Origin of the sequence: Nonomuraea sp. NPDC049758 (assembly GCF_040674635.1) — a bacterium.
GTDB lineage: Bacteria > Actinomycetota > Actinomycetes > Streptosporangiales > Streptosporangiaceae > Nonomuraea.
On sequence record NZ_JBFAMZ010000025.1, the window covers coordinates 44,393 to 68,530 of the forward strand.

Below are 24,138 nucleotides of genomic sequence, written 5' to 3' on the forward strand. Positions count from 1 at the left end.
GAACTCACGCCATGCGCACCGTCCCCATCCCTGTGGACACCAGCAAGCTCGCGATCACCTGCGTGAAGGCGCCGCGCCCGCGGCTGCTCAACAAGGACACCGGAGAGATCAAGACCGACAAGAACGGCAACACCGTCTACGAGGTGACGGTGTCGGTAGAGGACGAGTTCGGCCGGATCGAGCTCGTGAAGATCGGTATCAGTGGAGAACCGCCCATCAAGGCCGGCGACGCCGTCAACGCGGTCGGCCTGCTCGGCTACGTCTGGGAGATCGCCGGTCGTTGGGGGATCGCCTACCGGGCCGCCGCCCTGCTCCCGCAGCAGGAGGCCGCCAGTGTCTGATCAGCTCTACACCCTGCTCGGAGTCCTGGCCGCTGTCGCGGCCGGGCTCTGGGCCTGGCGCCGCTGGCATCACCCGTCGTTCTGGCTCGTCGTCGGCTATCCGCTGACCGCGATCAGCGTGCGGGCGTCCTGGCGCAAGGTCGCCCTCGGATGCGGGCTGACCAAGAAGCGGCAGCGGTTCTGGTTCACCACCGTTCCGGGCATGGTGGCCTCGACTGGCGTCGTCCGCGTCCGGCGCAAGTTCCAGCGCGTCGCCGTGGACACCAAGCCGTTCATGTGGCTGCCGCTGCCGACCCGTTACGGCTGGCGGGTCACGCTGCACACCCTTGAAGGCCAGATCCCGGCCGACTACTCCGACGCCGCCGAACGGCTGGCGCACTCCTGGGGCGTGCACGCCGTGCGCGTCTCCTCCGACAAGCCTGGCCGGGTACGGATCGCCGTCATCCTGCGCGATCCGCTGGTCCAGGTTGATGACCTGCCGCCCTCGACGGAGCTGCTCAAGGTCACCGTCGGTCGGCTGGAAACCGGCAAGCCCTGGACCGTCGACTTCCGAACGGTCCCGCACTGGCTGAACGCCGGCGCCACCCAGTCCGGCAAGTCCAACCTGGCCAACGCGCTCATCGTCGGCCTGGCCCCGCAACCCGTCGCCCTGGTCGGTTTCGACCTCAAGGGCGGAGTCGAGTTCACGCCGTACGCGCCGCGGTTGTCCGCCCTGGCCACGAGCCGCGCCGAGTGCGGGGGACTGCTCGATGACCTGGTGGAGCTCATGACGGACCGGATGGGCTTGTGCCGGATGGCCTCGGCCCGCAACATCTGGCAGCTCCCGCCGGGCATGCGTCCGGTCCCGGTCGTGGTCCTGGTCGACGAGTTGGCCGAGCTCTATCTGATGGCCGACAAGTCGGAGAAGGACGAGATCGCCAAGACTTCGACCGCGCTGCTTCGGGTGGCGCAGCTCGGGCGCGCGTTCGGCATCTACCTGTTCTGCTGTGGTCAGCGCATCGGCTCTGACCTCGGTCCCGGTGTCACCGCCCTTCGGGCTCAGTGCTCCGGGCGGATCTGCCACCGGGTGAACGATCCCGAGACCGCCACCATGACCCTCGGCGATCTCGACCCGGCGGCGCTCGACTCGGCTCGCGCCATCGCCGCCGAGACACCTGGCGTCGCCATCGTCGCCGGTCAGGACGGCCAGTGGTACCGGGCCCGGTCCTTCTACGTCAGCGAACAAGCCGCCGAACACGCCGCCCACACCTACGCCGACAGAGCGCCGAAGTGGGCGGAGGTCATGGCCGAACAACCTCACCAGACACCCGACTCCCAGACCGCCTGACTCGCCGGAGAGGAGAGCAAAATGCGACGCTCCGCCGCCTGGCTGCTCGACACCGGCCCCGTCGTCGTCCTGGCCCTCATCGCCGGAGCTGGGTCCTTCACCCACATCCGCGACACCGCCACCGAGAACGGCCAGCAGGGTTGGATGGCCTGGGCCATCGCGGTCTGTATCGACCTGACCTGCGTCATGGCCGCACGCGAACGCCAGCGTGACAAGAAGACAGGCAAGGCTCGGAGCGGTCTCGTCTCCTGGCCCGTCCTCGTCCTGTCCGGCGGCGTCGTTCTGTCCTTGGCCGCGAACCTGCAACAAGCTGCACCGACCGTCTGGGGCTGGATCACCGCAGCCACTCCGGCCGGCGCCTTCCTCGTCGCGGTCTCCATGCTCGAACGCCGCGCCACCACTGCCCGTACCGAACTGTCCCAGGACGTCCTACAGCCGTCCTCGTCCTGGGCACAGGCGTCCCCGCCCGTCTCAGAGACGTCCCAAGCCGTCCCGTGCGAGGAACGTCCCGCTCTCGTCCCGGCGGACGAGGACGGCCCCGCTCCTGCCCCTGCACTGGTCGACTACGCCCGCCGCGTGGCCGCCGAACACCAGACCAAGCACGGCAAGCCCATCACCCACGACCTACTTCGCGCCCGCCTGGGCGTGTCCAACCAACTCGCCTCAGCCCTGCTCCGCACCCTGCGGACCACCTCTTGAGAGGAACGTCATGCGCGACCAACGCCGAGAACTGATCAACGGCCTGCTCAACCTGGCCATCTTCCTGGAGACCCACCCCGACGTACCGGCTCCGGCTGGCGTCACTCTCCACCACTTCCCTGACCACGAAGCCGACGAGGACATGCGCGCCGAGGTCGACCAGATCGCCGCCCGGATCGGATCACCTATCGAATTCGAGGACTCCCCGTACGGCCACTACGCGACCTCCGTGCACTTCGGGCCGGTCGAATACCGGGCCGTGGCCATCCTCGCCGCTGCCCAAGCCCGCCACGACGCGGTGAACAGCTACCGCGACTCCATCCAGCACGACGAGACCTAGGAGCTCACCAACATGCGTATCCGCCTCGAAGGTAACCGCGCAGAGATCACCCCCGGTCTGATCCACCTGCGTGAGGTCTTCACGGTCACCGCGATGTCCCGGGCGTACCCGGACCGCGCTCACCCGCGCAAGTACCGCGTGTACGTCCGCATCGTCCCTCGGGACAACCGGTGACCATCCCGATCCCGCGCTACTGCTGCTGCACCTGCAACGGCACTGGCATCACCGACGACCAGACCTGCGCCGACTGCCACGGCAGCGGCATCGACAACCACGGCGCATAACGCGCAGCGCCCCCCGCCTGGCCACACATCCGCCAAGATCCGCGCCAGGCCGGGGGCCATCCACACCAGCGTCACTGGATAGGACGGAACCCATCTTGCCCCACCTTGCCCGCTCTCACGCGGTAGCCGGAATGATCGACCGGCTTCACCAGCCCGACTACGACCGCTGGGCGCACCAGATCAAGCGCACCGGCGGCTGCCGCCAGCCCATCCACCTGCGTGGCAAGGTCGAGCACTACGACCAGGCCACCGGCCAGCTGCTCCACCGCTACAGCACCAAACGCGAACCGAACGGAGTCCTGCGCGTCCCGTGCAAGACCCGCCGCGCCTCCCGCTGCCCGGCCTGCGCAGAGGTCTACCGCGCCGACACCTACCAACTCGTCCGCGCCGGCCTCATCGGCGGCAAGGGCGTACCCGAGACCGTCAGCTCGCACCCGTGCCTGTTCGTCACCCTCACCGCGCCCTCCTTCGGCACAGTCCATGTGCGGCGGGAGAAGAACGGCAAGGTCCAGCCCTGCCACGCCCGCCGCAACGCCCAGACCTGCCCGCACGGACAGCTCATGTCCTGCACCGACCGGCACCACGCCGACGACCCGCGACTCGGCGAACCGCTCTGCCCCGACTGCTACGACTACGACGGCTCAGTCCTGTTCAACGCCATCAGCCCCGAGCTCTGGCGCCGCTTCACCCTCGCCCTACGCCGCCGCTTCGCTCGCCTCAACGGCCTGACCGTCAAAGCCCTGCGCGACCAGGTGACCATCGCCTTCGCCAAGGTCGCCGAATACCAGCGCCGCGGCGTCGTCCACTTCCACGCCGTCATCCGCCTCGACGGGCCGGACGGCCCCAACTCGCCACCGCCGGCCTGGGCCACCGCCGACGCCCTGGCCGACGCCGTCCACCACGCGACGGCCGCCGTAACTGCCGAGGTCAAGCCGCTGGGCCGCATGTTCCGCTGGGGCACCCAGCTCGACGTCCGCCGCATCACCATGACAGGCGACCTCACCGAACAGGCCGTCGCCGCCTACATCGCCAAATACGCCACCAAGGCCGCCGAGTGCGTCGGCACGCTGGACCGCCGCATCCAACCTCTCGACGACCTCGACGCCCTACCCATCCGCGACCACGCCCGCCGCTTGATCGCCGCCTGCATGCGACTGGGCAGCGACGAGGACCTGGCCGACCTGCGGCTCACCCAATGGGCCCACATGCTCGGCTTCCGCGGCCACTTCTCCACCAAGAGCCGCCACTACTCCACCACCCTCGGCGAACTCCGCGCCGCCCGCGAAGAACACATGCGCACAGAAGAGATCAGCCTCGGGCGGCTGCCGCTCTTCGACGAGGACACCATCCTCGTCGTCGCCCACTGGGAGTACGCCGGACAAGGACTCTCCCTCGGAGATCAACTCCTTGCGGCTGCACTCACCGGCACACCACTCGCAACGCAGTTGGTGACCGCCGATGAGTAGGCGCGACGAACTGCTGACCGTCCCGCAGGTTCTCGCCGAACTGGGCGGTGTCTCCCGGCGCACCTTCTACCGCTGGCGCGAGCTCGGCCGCGCGCCGGTCTGCGTCCAACTGCCCAACCTCGAACTCCGCGTCTGGCGGAGCGACCTCACAGCCTGGCTCGACTCGCGACGGGGGGCCGTATGAACACCACTTACGACGTGAAGCTCGGCGAGATCCAGCACCGTACGGACCGCGAGACTCCTACATTCATCGCCCGCTGGCGGGTCGCTGGCAAGCCCAAGTCCAAGAGCTTCCGAACCAAGGGCCTGGCCAACGCCTTCGTCTCTGACCTGCGCCAAGCTGCCAAGGCGGGGGAGGAGTTCGATATCGCCACCGGCCTGCCGGTGTCGATGCTCGCCGCCGGGTCCTCTGGGCCGTCCTTCCTGGAGTTCGCTCAGGCGTACGTTCTCCGCCGCTGGAACACCTCAGCGGCCCGGACCCGCGAAACGGACGCGTACGCGCTCCTAACCCTGATTCCAGCCCTGGTATCCGATGCACCCCGCCGGCCCGCTCCTGAGGAACTGCGGGAGGTACTCAGGGGTCACGCACTGCTCCCGGAGGGCAGACGTGCCGCTCTGACCACGGCCCAAGCAGCGGCATTGGCCTGGCTGGAGAGGGCGTCACTCCCGCTCTCGGCACTGGGAGAGGCACATGTCCTCCGTACGGCCCTCGACGCCATCTCGGCCACCTTCGCCGGCACTCCAGCGGGGGCGAACACGGTACGGCGCAAGCGCGCCATCCTGCATCACCTGCTGGAACACGCAGTAGAGCAGAAGGTGTTCAACACCAACCCGCTGGACGAGATCAAGTGGACGGCACCGAGGGCCGTCACAGTCATCGACCCTCGTACGGTGGTCAATCCCGCACAAGCACGGCAGCTCCTCAATGCCCTGCCCAAGGTGGGCCGCAAGCGGGGCGCTCGACTCCAAGCCCTGTTCGCCTGCATCTATTACGCCGCTCTCCGGCCAGAGGAGGCGGCCGACCTCCGACTGAGGAACTGCACCCTTCCTGACGAAGGCTGGGGCCTGATCGTCCTGGAGAAGGCCCGTCCCCAAGGCACGAAACGCTGGACCAACTCCGGCGAGACCCACGAGTCCCGCAGCCTGAAGCACCGCGCGGACAAAGAGACACGAGAGATCCCCATCCCGCCCACCCTGGTCACCTTGCTCCGCGACCACGTCGCCGAGTACGGCACGGCCAAGGACGGCAGAATCTTCAGCACGGGCACCGGCGGCACCTACTCCAGTTCGGCGCACTCCTACGTCTGGCAGGAAGCCCGCAAGCTGGCTCTCACCCCAGAACAGGCCGCCTCCTCACTGGCAGCACGACCGTACGACCTCCGCCACGCCGCGGTCTCCCTCTGGCTGAACGCCGGCGTCCCGGCCCCCGAGGTAGCCAAACGAGCCGGCCACAGCGTGGACGTGCTCCTGCGGGTCTACGCCAAATGCATCGACGGCCAGCAAGAGCAGATCAACAGCAAAATCAACAACGCCCTCGACACATAACTAACCCTTGTCCCGTTCGGCCCCGGATCTGCCGGGGCCCTTTCGTTTCACGCTGCTCGCCATGCCGCGTCGTTCCCACAGAAGCCCATCACGCTGCGCCACCCTGTCATGCACGCGCAGCGAGAGGAGGACCATGCACACCGACCCCAACCACCCCGCACTGCTCCCCGCAGAGGCAGATTCGCCGCAGCAACGGCCGTACGACCGGTCGCTTCGAGACCTTCCCCGGCTCCTCAATACGTCCGACTCCCTCGACTGGCGAACGTATTCACCCCCTGCCTCGCCCAAGCGATCAGGTCTGCGAAGGCGGAGTCGCTTGATCCAGTCGGCGCTCATCGCTGGCCTCTTGGCCTGCGGCAGCTTCAGCCTATGGTCGAGTGCATGGGGCAACGACAATGCGTCACCTCGAACGACGGCCACCCCTATGCCGACACCCCGCCTGAGTCCTACTGAACGCCGAGTCGCGCTCACTCCACCAGCGACGCACACGCCCGCTTCTTCTTCGCCTTCCCCCTCGACGGTGCTGCGGACAGTGCGTAAGCAGAAGGACAAGGCGAGACGGCCGGGGGAGCGCCAACAATCACGGGGTGAGGCTGTGGCACGCCAGCGATATCAAGCCGACCCTCGGACGCCGCACACGACGACTGCAATGCCTCCTGGTCGGCCGCGAAGGGACAGGCCTGTGGTTCCTGAGCACCGCGACAGGAGGAACTCGGCTCCTTGGATCGCCGCGAAATGCGACGAGCTCTTTCCGCCATCCCGATCAGAGTTCCTCATCCGCAATCGGGCATGTCACCTTCTCTACGGCTAGCGCCGTCATCCCCGAGTGGAGCTGAGGAGCAGAGGCCGGAGTTTCCGGGTGAATTCGATGACGTCCGCTACGTGATCTCGACCCGGCGCGCCTCGGGCAATTAGGACAGACAGTAGCTTGGTGCCATCCGATGTCCATGCTAGCGCTCTGGCGCCGATGACATTCCCATCCGTGTCTTTTATTAAGGAACTGAAGCCAGGCTGGATCTCGGCGGGTAGATTAGTTCCGTGCTCCTTGGTCTTGGTGTATTCCAGACTGTCTATCGTGGAAGCGAATGGGTCGTAAAGTTCGATAGACATCCGCCCCTTTTTCTCGGTATCTGGCAATCGGCTGATGATGCAGTGAGAAAAATACTTCACCGACGTAGAGCCGCTTGCGCGAAAGTTGCTGATCCCCAAGGCGCGAGCAATGGCCTGATTCGAAACCACTCCGCACTCTAGGGGCGCGGCAGTCACGTTGCCTAACGGACGCCGATCTACGGGAGGGGGTGGCGAAGACGGCGAACATGCTGTTGTGACAGTTAGCATGATCACCGGTAGGAAGAATGCGTGCCAAGGTCTCAATTCTCTGCCTCCGGCTTTGGAGGATTGGGCTGCTTAAAGCCATCATCAACGGACTGGGAGGTACTGTTGAAGATTCCCGACGCTGGTGAGTGCAGCAGCCACTGATCATAGGCGAGCGCTTCGCTTTCGTTCATTTCACTGCGTGGCTTGATGCGGTCGCTCTGCAGGAAATCTCCTCCAGAGCCTTTGGCGGAGCTCTCGAATCCATGAGGGTGAGCGGTGCCGGCAGTATCTTCATCGCCGAAAAGCCCGTGCCGCATCATCGTGTTGGCTGCTAGATCCTTGAATAGATTCTGGCTCTGAGTCAGTTTGTCAACTGCTTTGCGTCGCGCCGTCTCGCCCTCGGTGAATTCGATGTTGTCGCTAGCATAGCTCTCTGCAAACTCGTATATGCCTCCAACGATGTCTCCGGCAGGTGCAAGTGCTAGCTTGGTTGTTCTCGTTATGGCATCTGTGAATGCTTGGTTAAAGCGGTCTCTTCGATCTGCCTCGTTAATGGTTGCCTGGTTACCGGCATCTGTCACGAAGTAAAGCGACTTGCTAAGGGTAAATGCTTGCGCGTCGAAGAAGTCTCCTTGGCTGCCAGCCATGGCATCCTTCAGCAGCTTCTGACGATACGAGCTTTGTTCGGCTTTGGTAGCGTTGGTGTGACTCTTGAGCCAGGCTGAAAATTCGGATTTGATGTCGTTGGAGATATCCGCTCCTCGTGCATCCAGGACTTTGAGACTGTACTCCCCATGGGTTTCCGCGACTGTTCTGAATGCCTGAGTATCGTTGAAGGCCCAGACCATCACATTTTTGAGCTCATCGCGGTCGAACTTCGCTCCATAAGCTTGATCGCCCCGAATGAGAGGGTCGCTGTCGGGCAGTGGAAGGACACCCGGCTTCTCCGAAATGGTCCCATTGGCGACTCGATGAACGTCGCTCATGTAGGCAGAGAAGATGCGGCCGGCGCTCTGGCGAGCCTCACGGAGGTTGGCCTGCGCTCGTGGGTCCGACCAAAAATGGACGGCCCAGGACGCGATCAAGGCTGACTTGTAGCCGCGTGAACTGCCGGGAGGTTGGCCGTGGTCGCGGAACCTCGTGGTGGCCGCCTCAATAGCCCGGCCCAGGTCGCCGCTGCTATGGCCCCAGCGGTTGTCGCGCATCAGGAAGGACAGGGGCTTACGGGCGGGATCGGTGAAGAAATCCTGCGCAACTCTGGCGTTGTTAGCCAAAGCAGCTGCCAGGCCGGCACCGAACCGGATGATGACCTCCTGTTGGGATGGTGGCTTCTTGGCGTTGTCGAAGACCTTGTTGGCGATCTTGCGCAGGAACGCGTCGTCGAATGTGCCGTACCGTAGGAGTTCGTCAACCACGGTATCGCTCAGCAGATCGTCGCTCGACAGCAGCTCGTTGACGTAGCTCTTGGGTAGCTTCATCTCGCCGACTCCACGCGAGGCCGTTCCCAAGGTGACGCTCAAAGCACGTGCCACACCGTCCATGACGGGGGACGACAACGACGCTTTCCCCCAAGGCTTTTCCGCAGAGCCGCGGTGCTTCAGGTAGAGGTTCGTCAGGAGCACCTTCAACTCCTCGGGAGGCATCTCCTTGAAGAAGGCCACCGCGAAGTAGGGATCGTGCTGGTGCTTCTCCAGCAAATCCAATGTTTCCTTGGTGAGGCCGCCCCTAGCGCTGAGAGCGTCTTTCATGGCCTTGCGAAGCTGGTCGGCTACGGACTTGGCGGCTGCGGCGCCACTTGCCGGCGAGTTCGAAGCCCACAGCGTTTCATCCGCCCAGACAACGCCCTTGTCGAGCGCGATCTTCTGGGTGGAGACGATCAGGTCCAGTCGGCGCTGAAGGTCGGGAATCTGTTGGGCGATCTGAGATGCGACGTCTGCCAGTGTGCCTGGCCCAGTCATGCTGGCGCCGATCGACCCCAAGGCTCTACCGATCTGCGCATCCGCGTCCGGCCATGACTGTTTCAGGCGCTTGATCTCGCCGATCAGCTGAGTCATCAGCGCCGGGTCGATGCCGATCCGGTTCGCAGATGGGCTCATCAGCCGGCCCTTCCCGGTAAATTGAACGGCGGGGTCCAGCCTTGGCCCAACGCGGTCGTTGGCTCGGCAGGGTCGGGATATGCGGACTCGACCAGTGCCAAGGCTCGGTTGAAGGCGCCTCTATAGGCCGCCTCCCATGCCTGGCAGTCCTTGAGCAGCTTGTCGGCGGCCTTGCCCTTCATCGCGCCGTCTTCGAGCAGCCTGACGAGTTTGCGCACGTCGTTAGCGTGCTGGTCGCGTAACTGCTCGATCGTCCGCCGGGCGGCGGCGATCTGTTCCTGGGACGCCATCATCCTGGATCCTTCGGATCTTGAGGACGACTATCTGTGGGATCAATGTGACGATAAAGGGCGGTCGTAGTGCCGTCGAGCCGAATGACTCATACGGCATAATCTCAACGTTTATCTCGGCTGATGCGTATCACGAATAATGGCAATCGCCTCGGCTATGTCCGCCACCACGTGATCGGCCCGATGCTCGTGCCCCGGCCACGTACCTCGATCGACCCAGATCCCGCGCAAGCCCACAGCCTGAGCACCTGCGATGTCCGCGATGAGGTTGTCACCCACCATCCAGCCGCCATCGATGAGGCTGGCTCCGCACCGCTCGGCGGCGATCTTGAACAGGCGAGCATCCGGCTTCCGGACGCCCTCAACCCCCGACACGGCGTAGCCATCAACCGCGTCGGCCAGGCCGGTTCGGTGGAGCTTGCCGAGCTGGTTGTCCGCCATGCCATTCGTGACGATTCCTACTCGCCACCCCGCGGCCCGTAGGTCAGCCAACCCCGCCAAGACTCCTGGGTAGCACTCCACGAGGTACGGCATTCGCTGACGGTAGCCGGCCCACAGCTCTTCGACCGGCTCCGGCAGCGCAAAGTGCTCGCGCACCTTGGTGAAGAAGACGTCTCGGTGAGGGTGAACGCCCTGATCCAGGGAGGTGAGCCAGGAGATGTCTTCCGGCTCCAAGTGATGGTGCTCAGCAAACTCCTCGGCCCACCGCAGGAACGCGCTGCTGAGGTCAATGAGCGTCCTGTCGAGGTCGAAGAGGGCAAGGCGCTGCACGATGACACCCTAGGTGTGAACATCCCACGATAACAGTCCGTCCTGTGGCCCGCTGAGTACCTCGGCCAGTGCCCTCCGATTCATCACGTCGCATCATCTGGTCTGGCGCCTGCGAAATGCGGAGAGGTGACACCGGCTGCTCCGCTCAAGGCTTTCGTCGGCTTATCCGGGGGTGGATCCAGGCAAGATCCCGCTAATCTTTGACGCATCGGTGATGCGGCCCGACGGGCTTCCGCCCCAGTTGCGGACACGCCCCCATACCGCACGAGTCTTTCGTGCTGCCTGGGGGTACATCCGTGGCCGTTTTCCGGCACTCGGCGGAAAGCCTTGTCCAGTTGGTGTCTGAGTCGGTGCCCGAACGCGTCCTCAGCGAGGTGATCGCTGAGAACATGCGTGCCACCCAAGGCATCAATCCAGGCAAGAGCGAGCGTAGGTCTTGGGACCGGAGCATCCCGATCTTGGCCCGCGATCTGATGGAAGCCGGGCTCGGTGGCGTCGAGATGCTGATTGAGTACCAACTGCCGTTAACCAGCAAGCGGGCGGACGTCATTCTCGCCGGACGCGACCGGCGCACAGGAGCCGACTCCTACCTGATCGTCGAGCTCAAGCAGTGGAGCCAGGCCGAGTTGTACGAGGACGACGCTGAAATGGTCCTGGTGTCCGGCATGGGGCCGCGGCCCAAGCTTCACCCGGTCGTGCAGGTGCGGGGCTACTGTGAATACCTGGCCGACTTCGTCGGAGCCCTGGACCAGCACCACAACGCCGTGCGTGGAGTGGCCTACCTGCACAACGCCAGCGACCCGGACATCCACGATCTCTACGACCACGTCGAGGACGAACGCACCCGACTCTTCAGCAAGACACGCCGCGGCCAGTTCGTCGACTACCTCAAGGCACAGTTCGCGCCTGAGCCCGGGGCTGCAGCGGCCGACCGCCTGCTGTCGAGTTCCATCCGGCCGTCCAAGCAACTGCTCAAGGTCGCTGCCGGCGAGATCAAGAACCGCGATCAGTTCGTCCTGCTGGCCGAGCAGCGGTTGGCCTACGAGATGGTCCTGCACGCGGTGGAGAAGGCTCGAGCGAACAATTCGAAGCAAGTGGTGATCATCACCGGCGGGCCGGGTTCCGGCAAGAGCGTCATCGCGCTTTCCCTGCTGGGTGAGCTCTCCGGCCGTGGGTACTCGGCTCTGCACGCCACCGGTTCACGGTCCTTCACCGAGACGATGAGGCGCGTCGTCGCCAAGGGGTCGACCCGGCTGAAGGGGATGTTCAAGTACTTCAACAACTTCATGACCGCCAACCCCAATGACGTGGATGTCCTGATCTGCGACGAGGCCCACCGCATTCGCGAGACCTCGGCTAACAGGTTCACCAGATCAGACCAGCGAACAGGCCGGCCGCAGCTGGATGAGCTGATCAACGCAGCGAGAGTGCCGGTCTTCCTGCTGGATGAGCATCAGGTGGTACGGCCCGGCGAGATGGGGCGCGTCGCCGACATCACCACCTACGCCGAATCACTCGGCCTCGCTGTGCACCAGGTCGACCTGGACGCACAATTCCGCTGCGGTGGGAGCCGCAAGTACGAGGAGTGGGTGCTGCGCCTGCTGGGCTTGGACGGCGACTCGCCAGAGGTGTGGAAGGGGGACGACCACTTCGCTGTCTCCCTGACCGAGTCTCCGTACGAGCTGGAGGCCACGCTGCGAGCCAGGCTTCAAGCGGGCTACTCGGCGCGGATGACAGCCGGGTTCTGCTGGCCTTGGAGCGCGCCGAATGGGGATGACAGCCTGGTCGCCGACGTGCGGATCGGCGACTGGGCGCGGCCATGGAACGTCAAGGGAGACAGGGCCGTGGGGAACGCGCCGGCCAGCGCCTTGTGGGCCTCGGCGGCCGGTGGCTTCGAGCAGGTGGGGTGCGTCTACACGGCGCAGGGCTTCGAGTACGACTGGAACGGCGTGATCTTCGGCCCGGACCTTGTCTACCGCGACGGCAAGTTGGTCACCGTTCGCAGCGCCAGCAAGGATCCAGCGCTCATGCGGAGAGGAGGCAGCGACGAACAGGCGGACCGGTTGATCCGCAACACCTACAAGGTGTTGCTGACCCGCGGCATGATGGGCACCGCCGTGTACTCGGTCGATCGGGCGACGCAAGAGTTCCTCTCAGGGCTGCTGGAATCCCAGGCATGAACGACCGGGCAGAGTTAGAACCTGCCCGGTACCCGTTGCGAGCTCCGACGGGTAGGTAGCAGGAAGCGGTTGACCTTCGGCCAGGCCGGCGAAAGGAACTGACGGACTGGATGCCAGCGCACGCACGGGTGTGTTGGTTCGTCATGACGAGCCCTGGACGGGAGAGTCTGAACTGATCGCTCAGCTGGATCTTCCCCTCAATTTGGATCAGAACCGCCGTCATGCTTTTCATCCGTACTTGAGCGGTCTTCGCTCCTCGGCGTGCGCCCATGCTCGCGGCCTGCCGATCAGCGCTTGAAGCTTGCGGCCGGCGTCACGCGTGTGCTCATCGCCCTTTCAGGATGTTTGGAGATCACGTCGACTGACACTTTGAGGAGTTACGGGACGCTGCGAATCCCCGCGGCCTTCGATATCTGCCTATGACTCGCACGGCTCATGGGCCATGCTGCTACGAATCACATCTGAGCAGAGATCCTCATGGTTCAGCCTGGGCAATGACCCATCACGCCAGGTAGAGACGGTGGTGGAACCCTCCGCGCTCCTCGCGTTTGTTGGCCGCCACCTTCTCGATCGCACTCCAGTCGTGCCCGTGGACCGTAGCTAGCGCACGCAGAACTTCGTACACATCGGCGATCTCCTCCGCGACTTCGGAGGGCGACGCCTCGCCGAGTTCGGTGGCCTCTTCAAACAGTTTGGTCAGCAGAGCATTGCGGTAGTCGACGCCGTCGAGCACGGTAATGACCGGTTCTTCACCGCCCTGGCGGATGATGTCCGGAATCTTGTTCCGAACCAGCTTGCCCATGCTCCACGTCCTCCACTTCGAGCGCCCTACCTGCAAGGCTTCTGAGCCTATCGAGCCTCAGTGACATCCACGTGATCGCGAACTAACCTGAACCGGTCGAAACGCGATCAAGGCTGGTATGTACGGATGACTATGGAGTTCTTTCGCGAAGAACCGACTGCTCGCTCCTCATGGAGGCTGGCGGTGCTCATGGGCGCCAACTCGCGTACCTACAAGTTCGCCTTGGGGGAGGCGCTGCTGGGCGCCGCTGCCGAGGGGCGCACCGACATTCCTCTACGGGAGCTGGCCAGGCCGTACGCGATGAGCCTGGTGGAACATCTGGCCCAGGCGCCGCAGACCTCGCAACGGAGCGCTACCGGCGGAGCCGACTTCCTGACCGTGGCTCAGGAGGAGACCGCAGAGTCCATACGACTTGGTTCGCCCACCGAGAAGTTGCTCGCCGCTGCGATGAAGTCGATGCCTGAGATGGTGATGCAGAAGTTTCACAATCTGCGCGGCAACGGCGGTGCTGAGATACCCCATCGCTTCTACGAGGTAACCGGCAACGCTCGGGAACGGGTGGTCAAGCTGACAGAGCCTCTCCGTGAGGTTGCTCTGTCGGAGCAGAGGACAACTCTGCAAGCGGAGCTGGCTGCTAGGTGGAGCATCGTTGAGACCTCCTTCGCCGCCGGAGTAGGCCGAAGTCTGGTGGAGGAGGGCGTCGCGGTCGATCTGACGACGCTGCGGATCACTGACAAAGAACGGCGGCGCTCAGTCACCGGGGTCACTGACGCTGTCATCGGGTTTCAGCATGGCCGCTGCATCATCTGCGCCCAACCGCTCATCCCGGGTGTCGACGACGTCGCGGTCGACCACGTGTTTCCGTTCTCCTTCAAGCGGCTCCTGAGCGGTACGAAAGTCGACCTGGACGCGATCTGGAACCTTGCCCCCGCGCATAGGCTGTGCAACGGACAGAAGAGCAACCAGCCGCCCTCACAGGGCGAGCTCACTCGTCTGGCTCTGCGGAACGAGGCGATCATGCAGTCACCGCATCCGCTGAAGCGGACCCTCCAACTGACGTTGAAGGGGCATGGCTATTCGGGTGGACGGGTCGGCGAATGGTGGGACTTCATCAACGAAGTGCGTAGCCGGCTCCAATAGCGGCGCGGGACAGTCGGACGGTTCACTGCCGTCCTGTCGATGCTCACCCGAGAGCGTCTTGCAGGGGAGAACGGGGCGGCAGCGGGAAGCTCGGCGGAGTATGAACCCAGGCTCAGGTGCCCCGGGGACGTTCCAAGATCATCCCCCATATGTCCCCAGAGCGCTGTCCTACGGCTGCATTCGGGTGCACTCGGCGGCCTATCAAGGGTCTGGTAAGCAAAAGACCTGCGGCTGAGAAACCGCAGGTCAGAAGGTGAAATGCCTGATCAAGATGAGTGCCCCCGGCAGGATTCGAACCTGCGGCACCCGCTTTAGGAGAGCGGTGCTCTATCCCCTGAGCTACGGAGGCGGACTCTCGTAAGCCTAGCGAAAGTTGGGCAGTGCGTGGGCCGCTGGGCCGGGGTCAGTTTGGTGAGGTTGGTTATGGGTGCTCTGAGCTGCGGTAAAGGCATGGCAAGCGGTCGGATTCCGGTGCTTCGTGCGTGGCTAGCTTCTGCCTGTGACCAGGAGGCGATCCACGCAAGCTCGTAGGCGGCCCGTTGTGTTGTTCGGGGCGTTGCTGGCGCCGGCGATTCTTGCCGGCGGACTGTTGGCGGGGGAGATGCGGGGGTTCGAGGGAGTTGGTGCGCCGGTGGGGATGGAGGAGCGGAGGGCGGTGCGGTTGGCGTTCGAGCCCGTGTGGATGCCCGCGCCTGCGCATCCTGATCGGCGGTACGAAGGGGTGATTCCGGCGCCTGTGCGGAAGGTCTCCGAGGTGTCTGAGGCGTTGGAGGTGCGGTCTTCGGCACCCGCGCCTGCGCCGGAGCCGGATCCTGTGGTTGAGGAGGAGCCGTACGCGTCTGAGGCTTCGCGGTCCTCGCCTGGGTGTGCGGGGGAGTGGGAGGACACCTGGCTGTGGGACATGTGCCGGGAGCGGGAGCAGGAGGCGGCACAGAATGCCCGCTATGGCTGGTTGTCGGGCTTGTGAAGTCGACGAGGGGCGTTGGATGAGGAGGGTGTGGTCACGGGGTGCGGCGGCGCCTTAGGGCGCCGGCGGCTGGCTAGGCCAGTGACCCATTCTTTCCGTGTTGCTGTGTCTCGGGGCGGTTAGGCGGCGGGAGTGGCTGGGGGTTGGCGTTGATTGCGGTTGGGGTTTCCCGATCGGGGGACACTGCGCTGCTGGGGCAGGGGGCGTCGGCTTCGGTGGTCCCGTCGGAAGCCGTTGTGGAATGTCTGGTCACTGTGCATGACGGACCTGCGTGCGACTGCGCGGCCGGGGTGAAGGCTCTGAAGCCAAGGGCTGGGATGAGGTTCAGGAGTGGCTCGGCGACGTTGCGCATTGCGTGAAGGACTGTAGGTCGGGTGGCGGAGCTCTTGGGATGACCTCCCGTCGTGCTCAACGGGCCGCGACAGGCTGGGAGATGTGGGCACCCTGTTGGCGGTGATCTCAGGAGGAGCTGGCCGCAAGGGATGGTGAGCAGCCTTCCTGAAGGAGTCGAGCCGTCGAAGCTCAAACGATGGAGGGTTCCGCAAGGGGTCGTCGCGGGTCCTCGGTAAGCGGTCGCGGTCCTCGTGACAAGAGGGACGCCGAAGACCTCGGAGAGGTGAAAAAAGGTGCTGTAGCGGACAGCGGAGATGAACCGCCGCAAGAGAGCTCAGGTGGAGTCGTGGGGGGCTATGTCATACCAGGGCGGCTGGAGGTCTGGGTGTGTGCGGTGCGGCGGTGCATGGGGGGTGCAACCGTGCATGACAAATAGGGGTGCGGTTGGCCCGGCTGGCCAGTGTGCGCATCTCGCAGCCGTCTCCAGGTTGTGCAGTGACAGCGCCTCAGGGGCCGCCTGAACACCGACAGAGAGGTCAAAGGTGCACTGTTCGGTGGCGAGGGTGGAGGTAGGGATGCGATGCCGCTGGTGGGGAGGGGGAGCCGTACATAGTGCGCTTTTTGTCTCATAGCAGCTCTTCGGAGTTCGGTCCGGACACTCAAGGGGCTGTAGTAACGTGCGTGCCTGACCCGGGTAACGAGTGTGCAAACGGAGGAGTCGAACGTGCCATCCCCTCGATCAGCGGGTCTGATCGCGGTCGTCATGGCGATGGCTTCTCTCTTCGTGCCATCAGCGGTTCAGGCGCAGGCGCGGACCCAGGTGGAGCGGCGGGATCCGAGCAATCTGGCGGAGCTGCGCAAGGAGGCCGAGAAGTCGGCCAAGGAGCTTGAGGACGCCACCAAGGCGCTGGAGAAGCGGCGTGCCACGATCGCGGCGTCCGAGAAGGAGCTCAAGACCAAGCTGAACGGGCTGCAGGACCTGGAGCGCAGGCTCGCGGTGATCCGGCAGCCGGTCTCGCAGCTTGCGGAGCTGCTCTACGAGCAGCCCGTCGGGGCGGACGGCGTGGTGCCGTTCCTGTCGGGGGACGCCGGCGTCGGCACCCTGCGGGCGCTCTCGGACTCGACGGAGATGGTCCGGGTGCGGCAGCAGGCCGTGGAGCAGACCAGCACCCTGTACAAGGAGGCCGAGCGGCTGGCCGCCGAGGCTCAGGAGCTGAGGGCGGGCAACCTGCTGGCCGAGGCCCAGATGGCGGCCGAGATCGACACGCTCAGGCAGCGTTCGGACAAGATCGTCAAGTCGCTCACCGCGGCGCTGGTGAAGCTGGGCATCAAGATCGACAAGGTCGGACGGGCGGCGCTGGGCTGCAACCCCCTCCAGGCCGCCACGGCCAACAACTACCCCAACGGGCTCATCCCCAAGAGCATGCTCTGTCCGTTGCAGCAGAAGGGGTTCAGTCTGCGGGCGGACGCCACCATCGCCTTCGTCAGCCTGAACGAGGCCTACCGGAGGCGGTTCGGCAAGGCGATCTGCGTGACAGACGCCTACCGGAGCCTGGCCGAGCAGCAGTCCGTCTACTACCGGCGGCCGGGGTTCGCGGCCGTGCCGGGGCGGAGCAACCACGGTCTCGGGCTGGCTGTGGACCTGTGCGGCGGCGTGGAGCGGTTCCGGTCCACGGAGTTCGTGTGGATGGAGAAGAACTCCAAGAGGTACGGGTGGTTCCATCCCGCCTGGGCCTACAGCAGCCCGTTCGAGCCGTGGCACTGGGAGTACGACCCGAAGATCGACTCGCAGCTCTAGGCGGGCACGACCTCGGCGCTGCAGAAGGCGCAGCGGGAGGCGGCCTTCGGGATCTCCGACAGGCATTCGGGGCAGTCGCGGGTCACGGCCTCGACCCGGGCCGCCGCGCGCTCCTTGAAATGCGTGTACGGCTTGACGACCAGGAAGTAGATCACCGCCGCGATCATCAGGAACGAGATCACCGCGTTGACGAACTTGCCGTACATGAAGTGGGACGCGCCGACGGTGACCCTCAGCGAGGAGAAGTCGGGCAAACCGCCGAAGGCCGAGATCAGTGGGGTCAGCAGGTCGGCGACGAACGACTGCACGATCGAGTTGAAGGCCGCCCCGATGACCACCGCGACCGCCAGGTCGAGGACGTTGCCCTGCATGAGGAACTTCTTGAATCCGTTCATGGCCAAGAATCGTAGTCGAACGATTACTCTCTGCTAACTCTTGAAGGTGATGGAGAGGCGGCCCGATGTCTGGGCGCCTGCCAGCTGGGCAGCCTGGTACGGGGTCGCCGCCAGCACCACCAGCGCGCCGCCGGTACGGGAGTCGTCGGCGGGACGCGGGATGGTGATCACGCGGACGTCGTCGGCGATGAGCTGGGCCGGCTGACCGCTCTCCCCGGCGGCCAGGACGCCGACGGTCGAGCCGGGGGAGATGAGGGCGACGGCGTCGGGGTCGGCGATGCGCACGGGGGCGGCCACCGTGCCCGGCGGCAGCGGCAGGGGATGGAGCAGGCGGGCGTCGGTCAGCGGCTCGCCCCGGCGCATGGGTCCGGCGAGGTAGCGGCCCGCCGCGTAAGACCGGACGGCCCCGTCGGGCGGATGGGCGAGCGGCGCCGGACGGAGGTCGCCGGGGCGCAGAGGACCGGGGGCGAGGTCGCGGACGGCGACGAGGACCTCGGGGCCCGCGGCTGGACGGAGCGCGACATAGGCCGACAGGACGCCCACCGCGGCCAAGACCGCCGCGATCAGACGCCGCCGCCGGGCCCACGGCCGCAGCCAGGCCGGCTGCCTACTCACGGCAGCTCGAAGGGCAGCTTGATGCCGTCGAGGGCCGAGCCGCAGGAGCACGTGCGGTCGGTGGGCAGGGCCTGGACGGTCTCGGCGATCAGCGTGCGCATGCGGGTGACGTTGCGGGCGAAGAACTCCAGCACCTCGTCGTGGGTCACGCCCTGACCGGCCTCGACCCCGGCGTCATGGTCGGTCACCAGGGAGAGCGAGGTGTAGCACAGGGCCAGCTCGCGGGCCAGCACCGACTCGGGGTAGCCGGTCATGCCCACGATCGACCACCCGTTGGCGGCGAACCACTGGGACTCGGCCCGGCTGGAGAAGCGGGGGCCCTCGATGACCACCAGCGTGCCGCCGTCGACGACGTCGCCCCAGCCGGTGGAGCGGGCCGTGGCCACGGCCGCGGCTCTGCCGGACGGGCAGTAGGGGTCGGCGAAGGAGACATGGACGGCCCCCGAGACGTCGTAGTACGTCTGCGGCCGGCCCGAGGTGCGGTCGACGATCTGGTCGGGCACGACGATGGCGCCGGGGCCGTACTCGGCCTTGAGCGAACCGACGGCGCTGGGGGCGAGCACCTGCGTCACGCCGAGCGAGCGCAGCGCCCACAGGTTGGCGCGGTAGGGGATGCGGTGGGGAGGGAAGCGGTGGTCCCGGCCGTGCCGGGGGATGAACGCGACCGAACGTGAGCCGATGCGGCCGATGGTGACGACGTCGCTGGGCGGCCCGTAGGGGGTGGAGAGCTCGATCTCCTCCGCGTCGTCGAGCAGCGAGTAGAAGCCCGAGCCGCCGAGGACGCCGATGTCTGCGCGAGTGACCATGGCGCCGAGAGTAGCCGGACGGCCGAGGGCCGCGAGAACGCCGAACGCCGTTCTGTGGACAACCGCACCGGCGTCGGCGCACCGCCTGAACGCGGAGCGTACGCACACCAGTACGAAGAGTAGGATCGCCGCATGCGGCAAAAAGGGCTGGGCCTCATCATCCTCGCGCTGATGCTCGGCATGCTGCTGGCCTCCCTCGACCAGACCATAGTCTCCACGGCCCTGCCGACGATCGTGAGCGACCTGGGCGGGCTGGAGCAGCTCTCCTGGGTGGTGACGGGCTACATGCTCGCCTCGACCGTCTCCACGCCGTTGTGGGGCAAACTGGGCGACCAGTACGGCCGCAAAAAGCTCTTCATCACCGCGATCATCATCTTCCTCCTCGGATCGGCCCTGTGCGGGCTGAGCCGGAACATGGGGGAGCTGATCGGGTTCCGGTCGATCCAGGGGCTGGGCGGCGGCGGGCTCATGGTGCTCGCGCAGGCGATCGTGGGCGACGTGGTCTCGGCCCGCGAACGAGGGCGCTACCAGGGCTTCTTCGGCGCCGTCTTCGCCGTCAGCAGCATCGTGGGGCCGCTGCTCGGCGGGCTGTTCGTCGACCATCTGTCCTGGCACTGGGTGTTCTACGTCAACCTTCCCCTGGGCGCGATCGCCCTGGGCGTGATCGCGGCGGCGCTGCCCGGCGACGACACGCGCACCAGCCATCGCATCGACTACGCCGGGGTGGTGCTGCTCGGCGGCGCGACCTCGTGCCTGGTGCTCATCACGACGTGGGGCGGCACGACCTATCCCTGGGCGAGCCCGGTCATCGCCGGGCTGGCGCTGGGGGCTGCGGCCCTGGTCGCGGCGTGGGTGGCCGTCGAGCGGCGGGCCGCCGAGCCGGTGCTGCCGCTGGGGCTGTTCCGGGTGCGGGCGTTCGCGATGTCGTCCGTGGTGGGGTTCGTGGTGGGGTTCGCGATGTTCGGGGCGCTCACGTACCTGCCGCTGTTCCTGCAGGTCGTGCATGGGGTGAGTCCCACTTTGTCCGGGGTGTACCTGCTGCCGATGATGGCCGGGATGCTCACGATGTCGATCGTCAGCGGGCTGGTGATCTCGAAGTCCGGCAGATACCGCTTCCTGCCCATCACGGGCACGGCCGTGGCGACGGCGGGGCTGTTCCTGCTGTCCGGGCTGAGTGAGCGCAGCAGCCTGCTGACGATGGGCGGCTACCTGCTGGTGCTCGGCGTCGGGCTCGGGATGACCATGCAGGTGCTGGTGATCGTCGTGCAGAACGCCGTCGACTTCAAGGACCTCGGCGTGGCCACCTCGGGGGCGACCTTCTTCCGGTCGATCGGCGGGTCCTTCGGGGTCGCCACGCTGGGGGCGGTCTTCACCGGCACGCTCAACGGCGACCTGCGGGAGGTGCTGGCCAGGGCCCGGTTGCCGGCGGGGTTCGACCCGTCCAGGATCCAGCGCGACCCGACCGTCATCCAGCGGCTGCCTCCCGCGCTGGCCGGTCAGTTCCTCCATGTGTACGCCGACGCCATCGCCACCGTCTTCCGGGTGGCCGCGCCGGTGATGTTCGGCGCGTTCGCGCTGAGCTGGTTCATCCCGCAGGCGCGGCTCAGGGAGACCACCAAGGCGGCGGACCTGGGCGAGGGGCTGGGCGCCACGTCGGCCGAGCGGTCGTCGCTGGAGGAGGTCGAACGGGGGCTCATGCGGCTCGCCGACGCCGACCTGCGCAGGGGCTACTACGAAAGGCTAGGGGCGCTGGCCGGGCTGAGCGGCCTCGCGCCGCAAGCGGTGTGGGTGCTCGCCAGGCTCAACGGCAAGGGCTGGGTCGGCGCGGGCGAGCTGGCCGAGTGCGCCAAGGTGAGCAGGGCGCACGGACGGCCCCACGTCGACCGGCTGGTGGACGAGGGGCTGGTGGAACGTTCTGAGGACGGCGAGCGGCTGCGGCTCACGCCGAAGGGGGACCGGGCGGCCCTGGGGCTCGTGCGCTGCTCACGCGAGGGGCTGAGCAGGCTCGTGGCCGACTGGGGGCCCGATCCACAGCTGACGCGGCTCGTCGATCGCATCGCGCCGGAACTGCTCGGCGCGTACGCCGACCGGCCTCGATGAGGCCCCCGCCCGTGCGGGCGGGGTGACGCGCCTAGTTGGAAGCCGCGGCGGGTGCCGGCGCCGGGGTGGACGACGACGAGGACGACGCGGACGACGACTCGCTCGACTTGCTCTCGGCCGGCTTCGACGGGGTGGTCGAAGAGGCGGAGGACGTCGAGGACGAGCGGTTGTCGGTGCGGTAGAAGCCCGAACCCTTGAACACGATGCCGACGGCGGAGAACACCTTCCGCAGGTTGCCCTGACAGTTGGGGCACACCGTCAGCGCATCGTCGGTGAACTTCTGCACGACTTCGAGCTGCTCGCCGCAGTCGTTGCAGGCGTACTGGTAGGTCGGCACGCGCTCCTCCTTATACGTTCTGGCACTCGAGCGATGCGACTGCTAATGCTAACCGATTGGGCCAAACACCTATTCCAACCCCCGCTCCCCGTACCAACCGGCCAGCTTGCCGCTGCGGCTCACCGCGCGCAGGCGGCGTTCGACCTGGTCACGGCAGGCGGCCGTGGTGACCACCAGGAGCTGGTCGTCGGCCCGGACGCGGGTGCTGTTGTCCGGTACGAACGATTTGCCGTCGCGGACCACGAGCGTGACGGCGGCTCCGGCGGGCAGGCGCAGCTCGAAGACCTCCACGCCGTGCAGGCGCGACCCGACCGGCACCTTGACCTGGAGCAGGTCCGCCTTGAGCTCCTCCAGCGGCGCGGACTCCACCTCCAGGTCGTGCGCCTCGCCCGGCGCGCTCACCCCGAGCACCCGGGCCGCGTACGGCAGTGTGGGCCCCTGCAGCAGCGTGAACACGATCACGATCACGAAGACCTGGTTGAAGATCTCCTTCGAGCCCTGCACGCCGGACGCCCATGGGATCGTCGCCAGCACGATGGGGATCGCGCCGCGCAGCCCCGCCCACGACAGGAACGCCTGGTCGCGCCAGCTCACCCGATCCAGCCGCAACGCCCGGGCCACGGTCGAGCTGACCAGCACCGACAGCGGGCGGGCCACCATCACCAGCACCGACCCGGCGATCACGCCCGGCACGATCGCCGACGGCAGCTCCTTGGGGGTGGCCAGCAGTCCGAGCATGACGAACAGCCCGATCTGCGCCAGCCACGCCGCGCCCTCGGCGAACCCCCTGGTCGCGGCGCGGTGGGGCAGGCGTGAGTTGCCCAGGATGAGGGCCGTGAGGTAGACGGCCAGGAAGCCGGAGCCGTGCAGCAGCACCGCGCCGCCGTACGAGACGAAGGTGAGGGCGAGCACGGCGATCGGGTAGAGGCCGGAGGCGGGGAGGGCGACGCGGCGCAGCGCGTACGCGCCCGCCGGTCCGACCGCGAGGCCCACGGCCGCGCCGATGACCAGCTCGATGGCCGTCTCCAGCAGGAACGTTCCCACGGACGCCGGCCGCCGGGACGCCCCGCTGAGCAGCACGACGGCGATGACCGTCGGGGCGTCGTTGAATCCGGACTCCGCCTCCAGAACCCCCGCCAACCGGGTCGGGAGCGGCAACCTGCGCAGCACTGAGAAGACGGCGGCCGCGTCCGTCGAGGCCAGCACGGCGCCGAGGACGAGCGCCGCGGTCGGATCCATGCCGAGCAGCCCCTGGACGGCCAGCGCCACGACCACGATGCTCACCGTCACGCCGACGGTGGCCAGGATCAGGGCGAGCGGCACCGATTTGCGGACGTGCGACCAGGTCGTGGTCAGACCGCCCTCGGCCAGGATCACCGCCAGCGCGATCAGGCCGATCTGCTGGACGGCCTGCGGGCTCTCCAGCTTGGCGCCGAACCCCGAGGCCCCCAGAACCAGGCCGAGGGCCAGGAAGAGGAGAAGGCTGGGCAGACCGCTGCGATGTGTGATGCGTACGGACGCGATGGCCGCGATGACAATTCCGGCGCCGATCAGGAGCCAGACATCAAGCGTCATCCAGCCCCCTCTCGTCCCTTCGGTCACATAAGACTAGTGAGTCCGCGCGGCGTCATCGCAAAACGGACCCGATGGTCGTGCGGCTCGGCGGGCACGTCGTCGATCAGCTCGCCGTCGTGCAGCAGGGCCACCGTGGGGACGTTGGGCCCCACCCTGGCCAGCGCGCGGTCGTACGAACCGCCGCCGCGTCCGAGCCGCACCCCCGTGCGGCGGTCGACCGCGAGGGCGGGCACGATCACCAGCGCGGCCGTGCGGACGGCGTCGACGCCCCGGCGCGTGTCGACCGGTTCCATGATGCCGAAGCGGCCAGGGGCGAGCGTGTCCGGGCCGTCGTAGACCGCCCAATCCAGGTCATTGTCCTCTTTCAGCACCGGAAGGATCACCGTCGCGCCGTGTTTCCACAGAGCGAACACGAGACCGTGCGTTTCCGGCTCCGACCCCGCCGACCAGTAGCAGGCCACCAGACCGGCCATCTGGACCCACGGCTGTTCGAGCAGCGTCTCGCGGACCTTGGTGGCGTTTGCCCGCAGTTGTTCGGGGGGCAGAGCGGTACGCGCCGCGAGCAGTCGGCGACGCAGGTTCAGCTTGTCCACAGGTACCTCCACTAGGGTCTA

At 66.4% G+C, this 24,138-nt stretch carries 23 protein-coding genes and 1 tRNA gene; 13 read left to right on the forward strand and 11 right to left on the reverse strand.

The window, feature by feature from the left end:
- Nucleotides 1-11 precede the first annotated feature (11 nt).
- The 8 genes from AB0J46_RS43525 to AB0J46_RS43560 all read left to right on the forward strand — a co-directional run bounded on the left by AB0J46_RS43525 (nt 12) and on the right by AB0J46_RS43560 (nt 6,002).
- Entirely contained in the window at nt 12-341 is a 330-nt protein-coding gene (locus tag AB0J46_RS43525) for a hypothetical protein (RefSeq protein WP_357696286.1), read from the forward strand.
- On the forward strand, nt 334-1,668 hold the full coding sequence (locus AB0J46_RS43530) for an FtsK/SpoIIIE domain-containing protein (RefSeq protein WP_364341070.1): 1,335 nt from the start codon (nt 334-336) through the stop codon (nt 1,666-1,668). Before AB0J46_RS43525 ends, AB0J46_RS43530 begins: the two co-directional genes overlap by 8 nt.
- 21 nt (nt 1,669-1,689) lie before the next feature.
- Complete coding sequence (locus AB0J46_RS43535; RefSeq protein WP_364341072.1) at nt 1,690-2,367, forward strand: DUF2637 domain-containing protein; 678 nt, start codon at nt 1,690-1,692, stop codon at nt 2,365-2,367.
- A gap of 10 nt (nt 2,368-2,377) precedes the next feature.
- Complete coding sequence (locus tag AB0J46_RS43540) at nt 2,378-2,707, forward strand: hypothetical protein (protein ID WP_364341074.1); 330 nt, start codon at nt 2,378-2,380, stop codon at nt 2,705-2,707.
- A 12-nt stretch (nt 2,708-2,719) separates the two neighbouring features.
- Nucleotides 2,720-2,881: a hypothetical protein gene (locus tag AB0J46_RS43545; RefSeq protein ID WP_364341076.1), complete on the forward strand. Its 162-nt coding sequence runs from the start codon at nt 2,720-2,722 to the stop codon at nt 2,879-2,881.
- A gap of 241 nt (nt 2,882-3,122) precedes the next feature.
- On the forward strand, nt 3,123-4,457 hold the full coding sequence (locus AB0J46_RS43550; protein ID WP_364341078.1) for a replication initiator: 1,335 nt from the start codon (nt 3,123-3,125) through the stop codon (nt 4,455-4,457).
- On the forward strand, nt 4,450-4,641 hold the full coding sequence (locus tag AB0J46_RS43555) for a helix-turn-helix domain-containing protein (protein ID WP_357999261.1): 192 nt from the start codon (nt 4,450-4,452) through the stop codon (nt 4,639-4,641). Before AB0J46_RS43550 ends, AB0J46_RS43555 begins: the two co-directional genes overlap by 8 nt.
- Nucleotides 4,638-6,002 carry a tyrosine-type recombinase/integrase gene (locus tag AB0J46_RS43560; protein ID WP_364341080.1) on the forward strand — a complete coding sequence of 455 codons (1,365 nt, stop codon included), beginning with the start codon at nt 4,638-4,640 and terminating at the stop codon, nt 6,000-6,002. The genes AB0J46_RS43555 and AB0J46_RS43560 overlap by 4 nt, the downstream gene beginning before the upstream one ends.
- Before the next feature lie 1,370 nt (nt 6,003-7,372).
- Here the strand turns inward: AB0J46_RS43560 and AB0J46_RS43565 are convergent.
- The 3 genes from AB0J46_RS43565 to AB0J46_RS43575 all read right to left on the reverse strand — a co-directional run bounded on the left by AB0J46_RS43565 (nt 7,373) and on the right by AB0J46_RS43575 (nt 10,476).
- On the reverse strand, nt 7,373-9,415 hold the full coding sequence (locus tag AB0J46_RS43565) for a hypothetical protein (protein ID WP_364341082.1): 2,043 nt from the start codon (nt 9,413-9,415) through the stop codon (nt 7,373-7,375).
- A complete protein-coding gene (locus AB0J46_RS43570) occupies nt 9,415-9,708 on the reverse strand; it encodes a hypothetical protein (protein WP_364341084.1) in 294 nt (97 codons plus the stop codon). The genes AB0J46_RS43565 and AB0J46_RS43570 overlap by 1 nt, the downstream gene beginning before the upstream one ends.
- 108 nt (nt 9,709-9,816) lie before the next feature.
- Nucleotides 9,817-10,476 (reverse strand): HAD family hydrolase, encoded by a 660-nt coding sequence (locus AB0J46_RS43575; protein ID WP_364341086.1) that lies wholly within the window; start codon nt 10,474-10,476, stop codon nt 9,817-9,819.
- A gap of 296 nt (nt 10,477-10,772) precedes the next feature.
- On the opposite strand from AB0J46_RS43575, the gene AB0J46_RS43580 reads away from it, so the two are divergent.
- Entirely contained in the window at nt 10,773-12,656 is a 1,884-nt protein-coding gene (locus AB0J46_RS43580) for a DUF2075 domain-containing protein (RefSeq protein ID WP_364341088.1), read from the forward strand.
- Nucleotides 12,657-12,786: 130 nt separating this feature from the next.
- The gene (locus AB0J46_RS43585; protein WP_364341090.1) at nt 12,787-12,954 is read left to right on the forward strand and encodes a GIY-YIG nuclease family protein; all 168 of its coding nucleotides are present in this window, start codon (nt 12,787-12,789) and stop codon (nt 12,952-12,954) included.
- 204 nt (nt 12,955-13,158) lie between these two features.
- On the opposite strand, the gene AB0J46_RS43590 is transcribed toward AB0J46_RS43585, so the two are convergent.
- Nucleotides 13,159-13,458: a nucleoside triphosphate pyrophosphohydrolase gene (locus AB0J46_RS43590; protein WP_364341092.1), complete on the reverse strand. Its 300-nt coding sequence runs from the start codon at nt 13,456-13,458 to the stop codon at nt 13,159-13,161.
- A 183-nt stretch (nt 13,459-13,641) separates the two neighbouring features.
- Here AB0J46_RS43590 and AB0J46_RS43595 point away from each other — a divergent pair, with 183 nt between their 5' ends.
- Nucleotides 13,642-14,598, forward strand: coding sequence for a hypothetical protein (locus AB0J46_RS43595; RefSeq protein WP_364341094.1), 957 nt, complete (start codon nt 13,642-13,644; stop codon nt 14,596-14,598).
- Between the two features lie 276 nt (nt 14,599-14,874).
- On the opposite strand, the gene AB0J46_RS43600 is transcribed toward AB0J46_RS43595, so the two are convergent.
- Nucleotides 14,875-14,947, reverse strand: a tRNA-Arg gene (locus tag AB0J46_RS43600).
- A 1,735-nt stretch (nt 14,948-16,682) separates the two neighbouring features.
- On the opposite strand from AB0J46_RS43600, the gene AB0J46_RS43605 reads away from it, so the two are divergent.
- Nucleotides 16,683-17,696 carry a D-alanyl-D-alanine carboxypeptidase family protein gene (locus AB0J46_RS43605; protein ID WP_352366392.1) on the forward strand — a complete coding sequence of 338 codons (1,014 nt, stop codon included), beginning with the start codon at nt 16,683-16,685 and terminating at the stop codon, nt 17,694-17,696.
- Here AB0J46_RS43605 and mscL read toward each other — a convergent pair.
- Genes mscL through AB0J46_RS43620 form a run of 3 tightly spaced genes read right to left on the reverse strand, consistent with a single transcriptional unit; the run spans nt 17,693 to nt 19,512 of the window.
- Nucleotides 17,693-18,091, reverse strand: coding sequence for a large conductance mechanosensitive channel protein MscL (mscL, locus tag AB0J46_RS43610; protein WP_364341096.1), 399 nt, complete (start codon nt 18,089-18,091; stop codon nt 17,693-17,695). The two genes, AB0J46_RS43605 and mscL, sit on opposite strands and share 4 nt — an antisense overlap.
- 33 nt (nt 18,092-18,124) lie before the next feature.
- Nucleotides 18,125-18,706, reverse strand: a complete 582-nt coding sequence (locus tag AB0J46_RS43615) for an RcpC/CpaB family pilus assembly protein (RefSeq protein WP_364341098.1) — start codon at nt 18,704-18,706, stop codon at nt 18,125-18,127.
- Nucleotides 18,703-19,512 (reverse strand): S-methyl-5'-thioadenosine phosphorylase, encoded by an 810-nt coding sequence (locus AB0J46_RS43620; RefSeq protein WP_364341100.1) that lies wholly within the window; start codon nt 19,510-19,512, stop codon nt 18,703-18,705. The genes AB0J46_RS43615 and AB0J46_RS43620 overlap by 4 nt, the downstream gene beginning before the upstream one ends.
- Before the next feature lie 132 nt (nt 19,513-19,644).
- Here AB0J46_RS43620 and AB0J46_RS43625 point away from each other — a divergent pair, with 132 nt between their 5' ends.
- On the forward strand, nt 19,645-21,612 hold the full coding sequence (locus AB0J46_RS43625; RefSeq protein ID WP_364341102.1) for an MFS transporter: 1,968 nt from the start codon (nt 19,645-19,647) through the stop codon (nt 21,610-21,612).
- 31 nt (nt 21,613-21,643) lie between these two features.
- On the opposite strand, the gene AB0J46_RS43630 is transcribed toward AB0J46_RS43625, so the two are convergent.
- From AB0J46_RS43630 to AB0J46_RS43640, 3 genes are all read right to left on the reverse strand, one after another.
- Nucleotides 21,644-21,949 (reverse strand): FmdB family zinc ribbon protein, encoded by a 306-nt coding sequence (locus AB0J46_RS43630; protein WP_352366385.1) that lies wholly within the window; start codon nt 21,947-21,949, stop codon nt 21,644-21,646.
- Nucleotides 21,950-22,018: 69 nt separating this feature from the next.
- The gene (locus AB0J46_RS43635; protein WP_364341104.1) at nt 22,019-23,524 is read right to left on the reverse strand and encodes a potassium/proton antiporter; all 1,506 of its coding nucleotides are present in this window, start codon (nt 23,522-23,524) and stop codon (nt 22,019-22,021) included.
- A 23-nt stretch (nt 23,525-23,547) separates the two neighbouring features.
- The gene (locus tag AB0J46_RS43640) at nt 23,548-24,117 is read right to left on the reverse strand and encodes a 5-formyltetrahydrofolate cyclo-ligase (RefSeq protein WP_364341106.1); all 570 of its coding nucleotides are present in this window, start codon (nt 24,115-24,117) and stop codon (nt 23,548-23,550) included.
- Nucleotides 24,118-24,138: the final 21 nt, after the last annotated feature.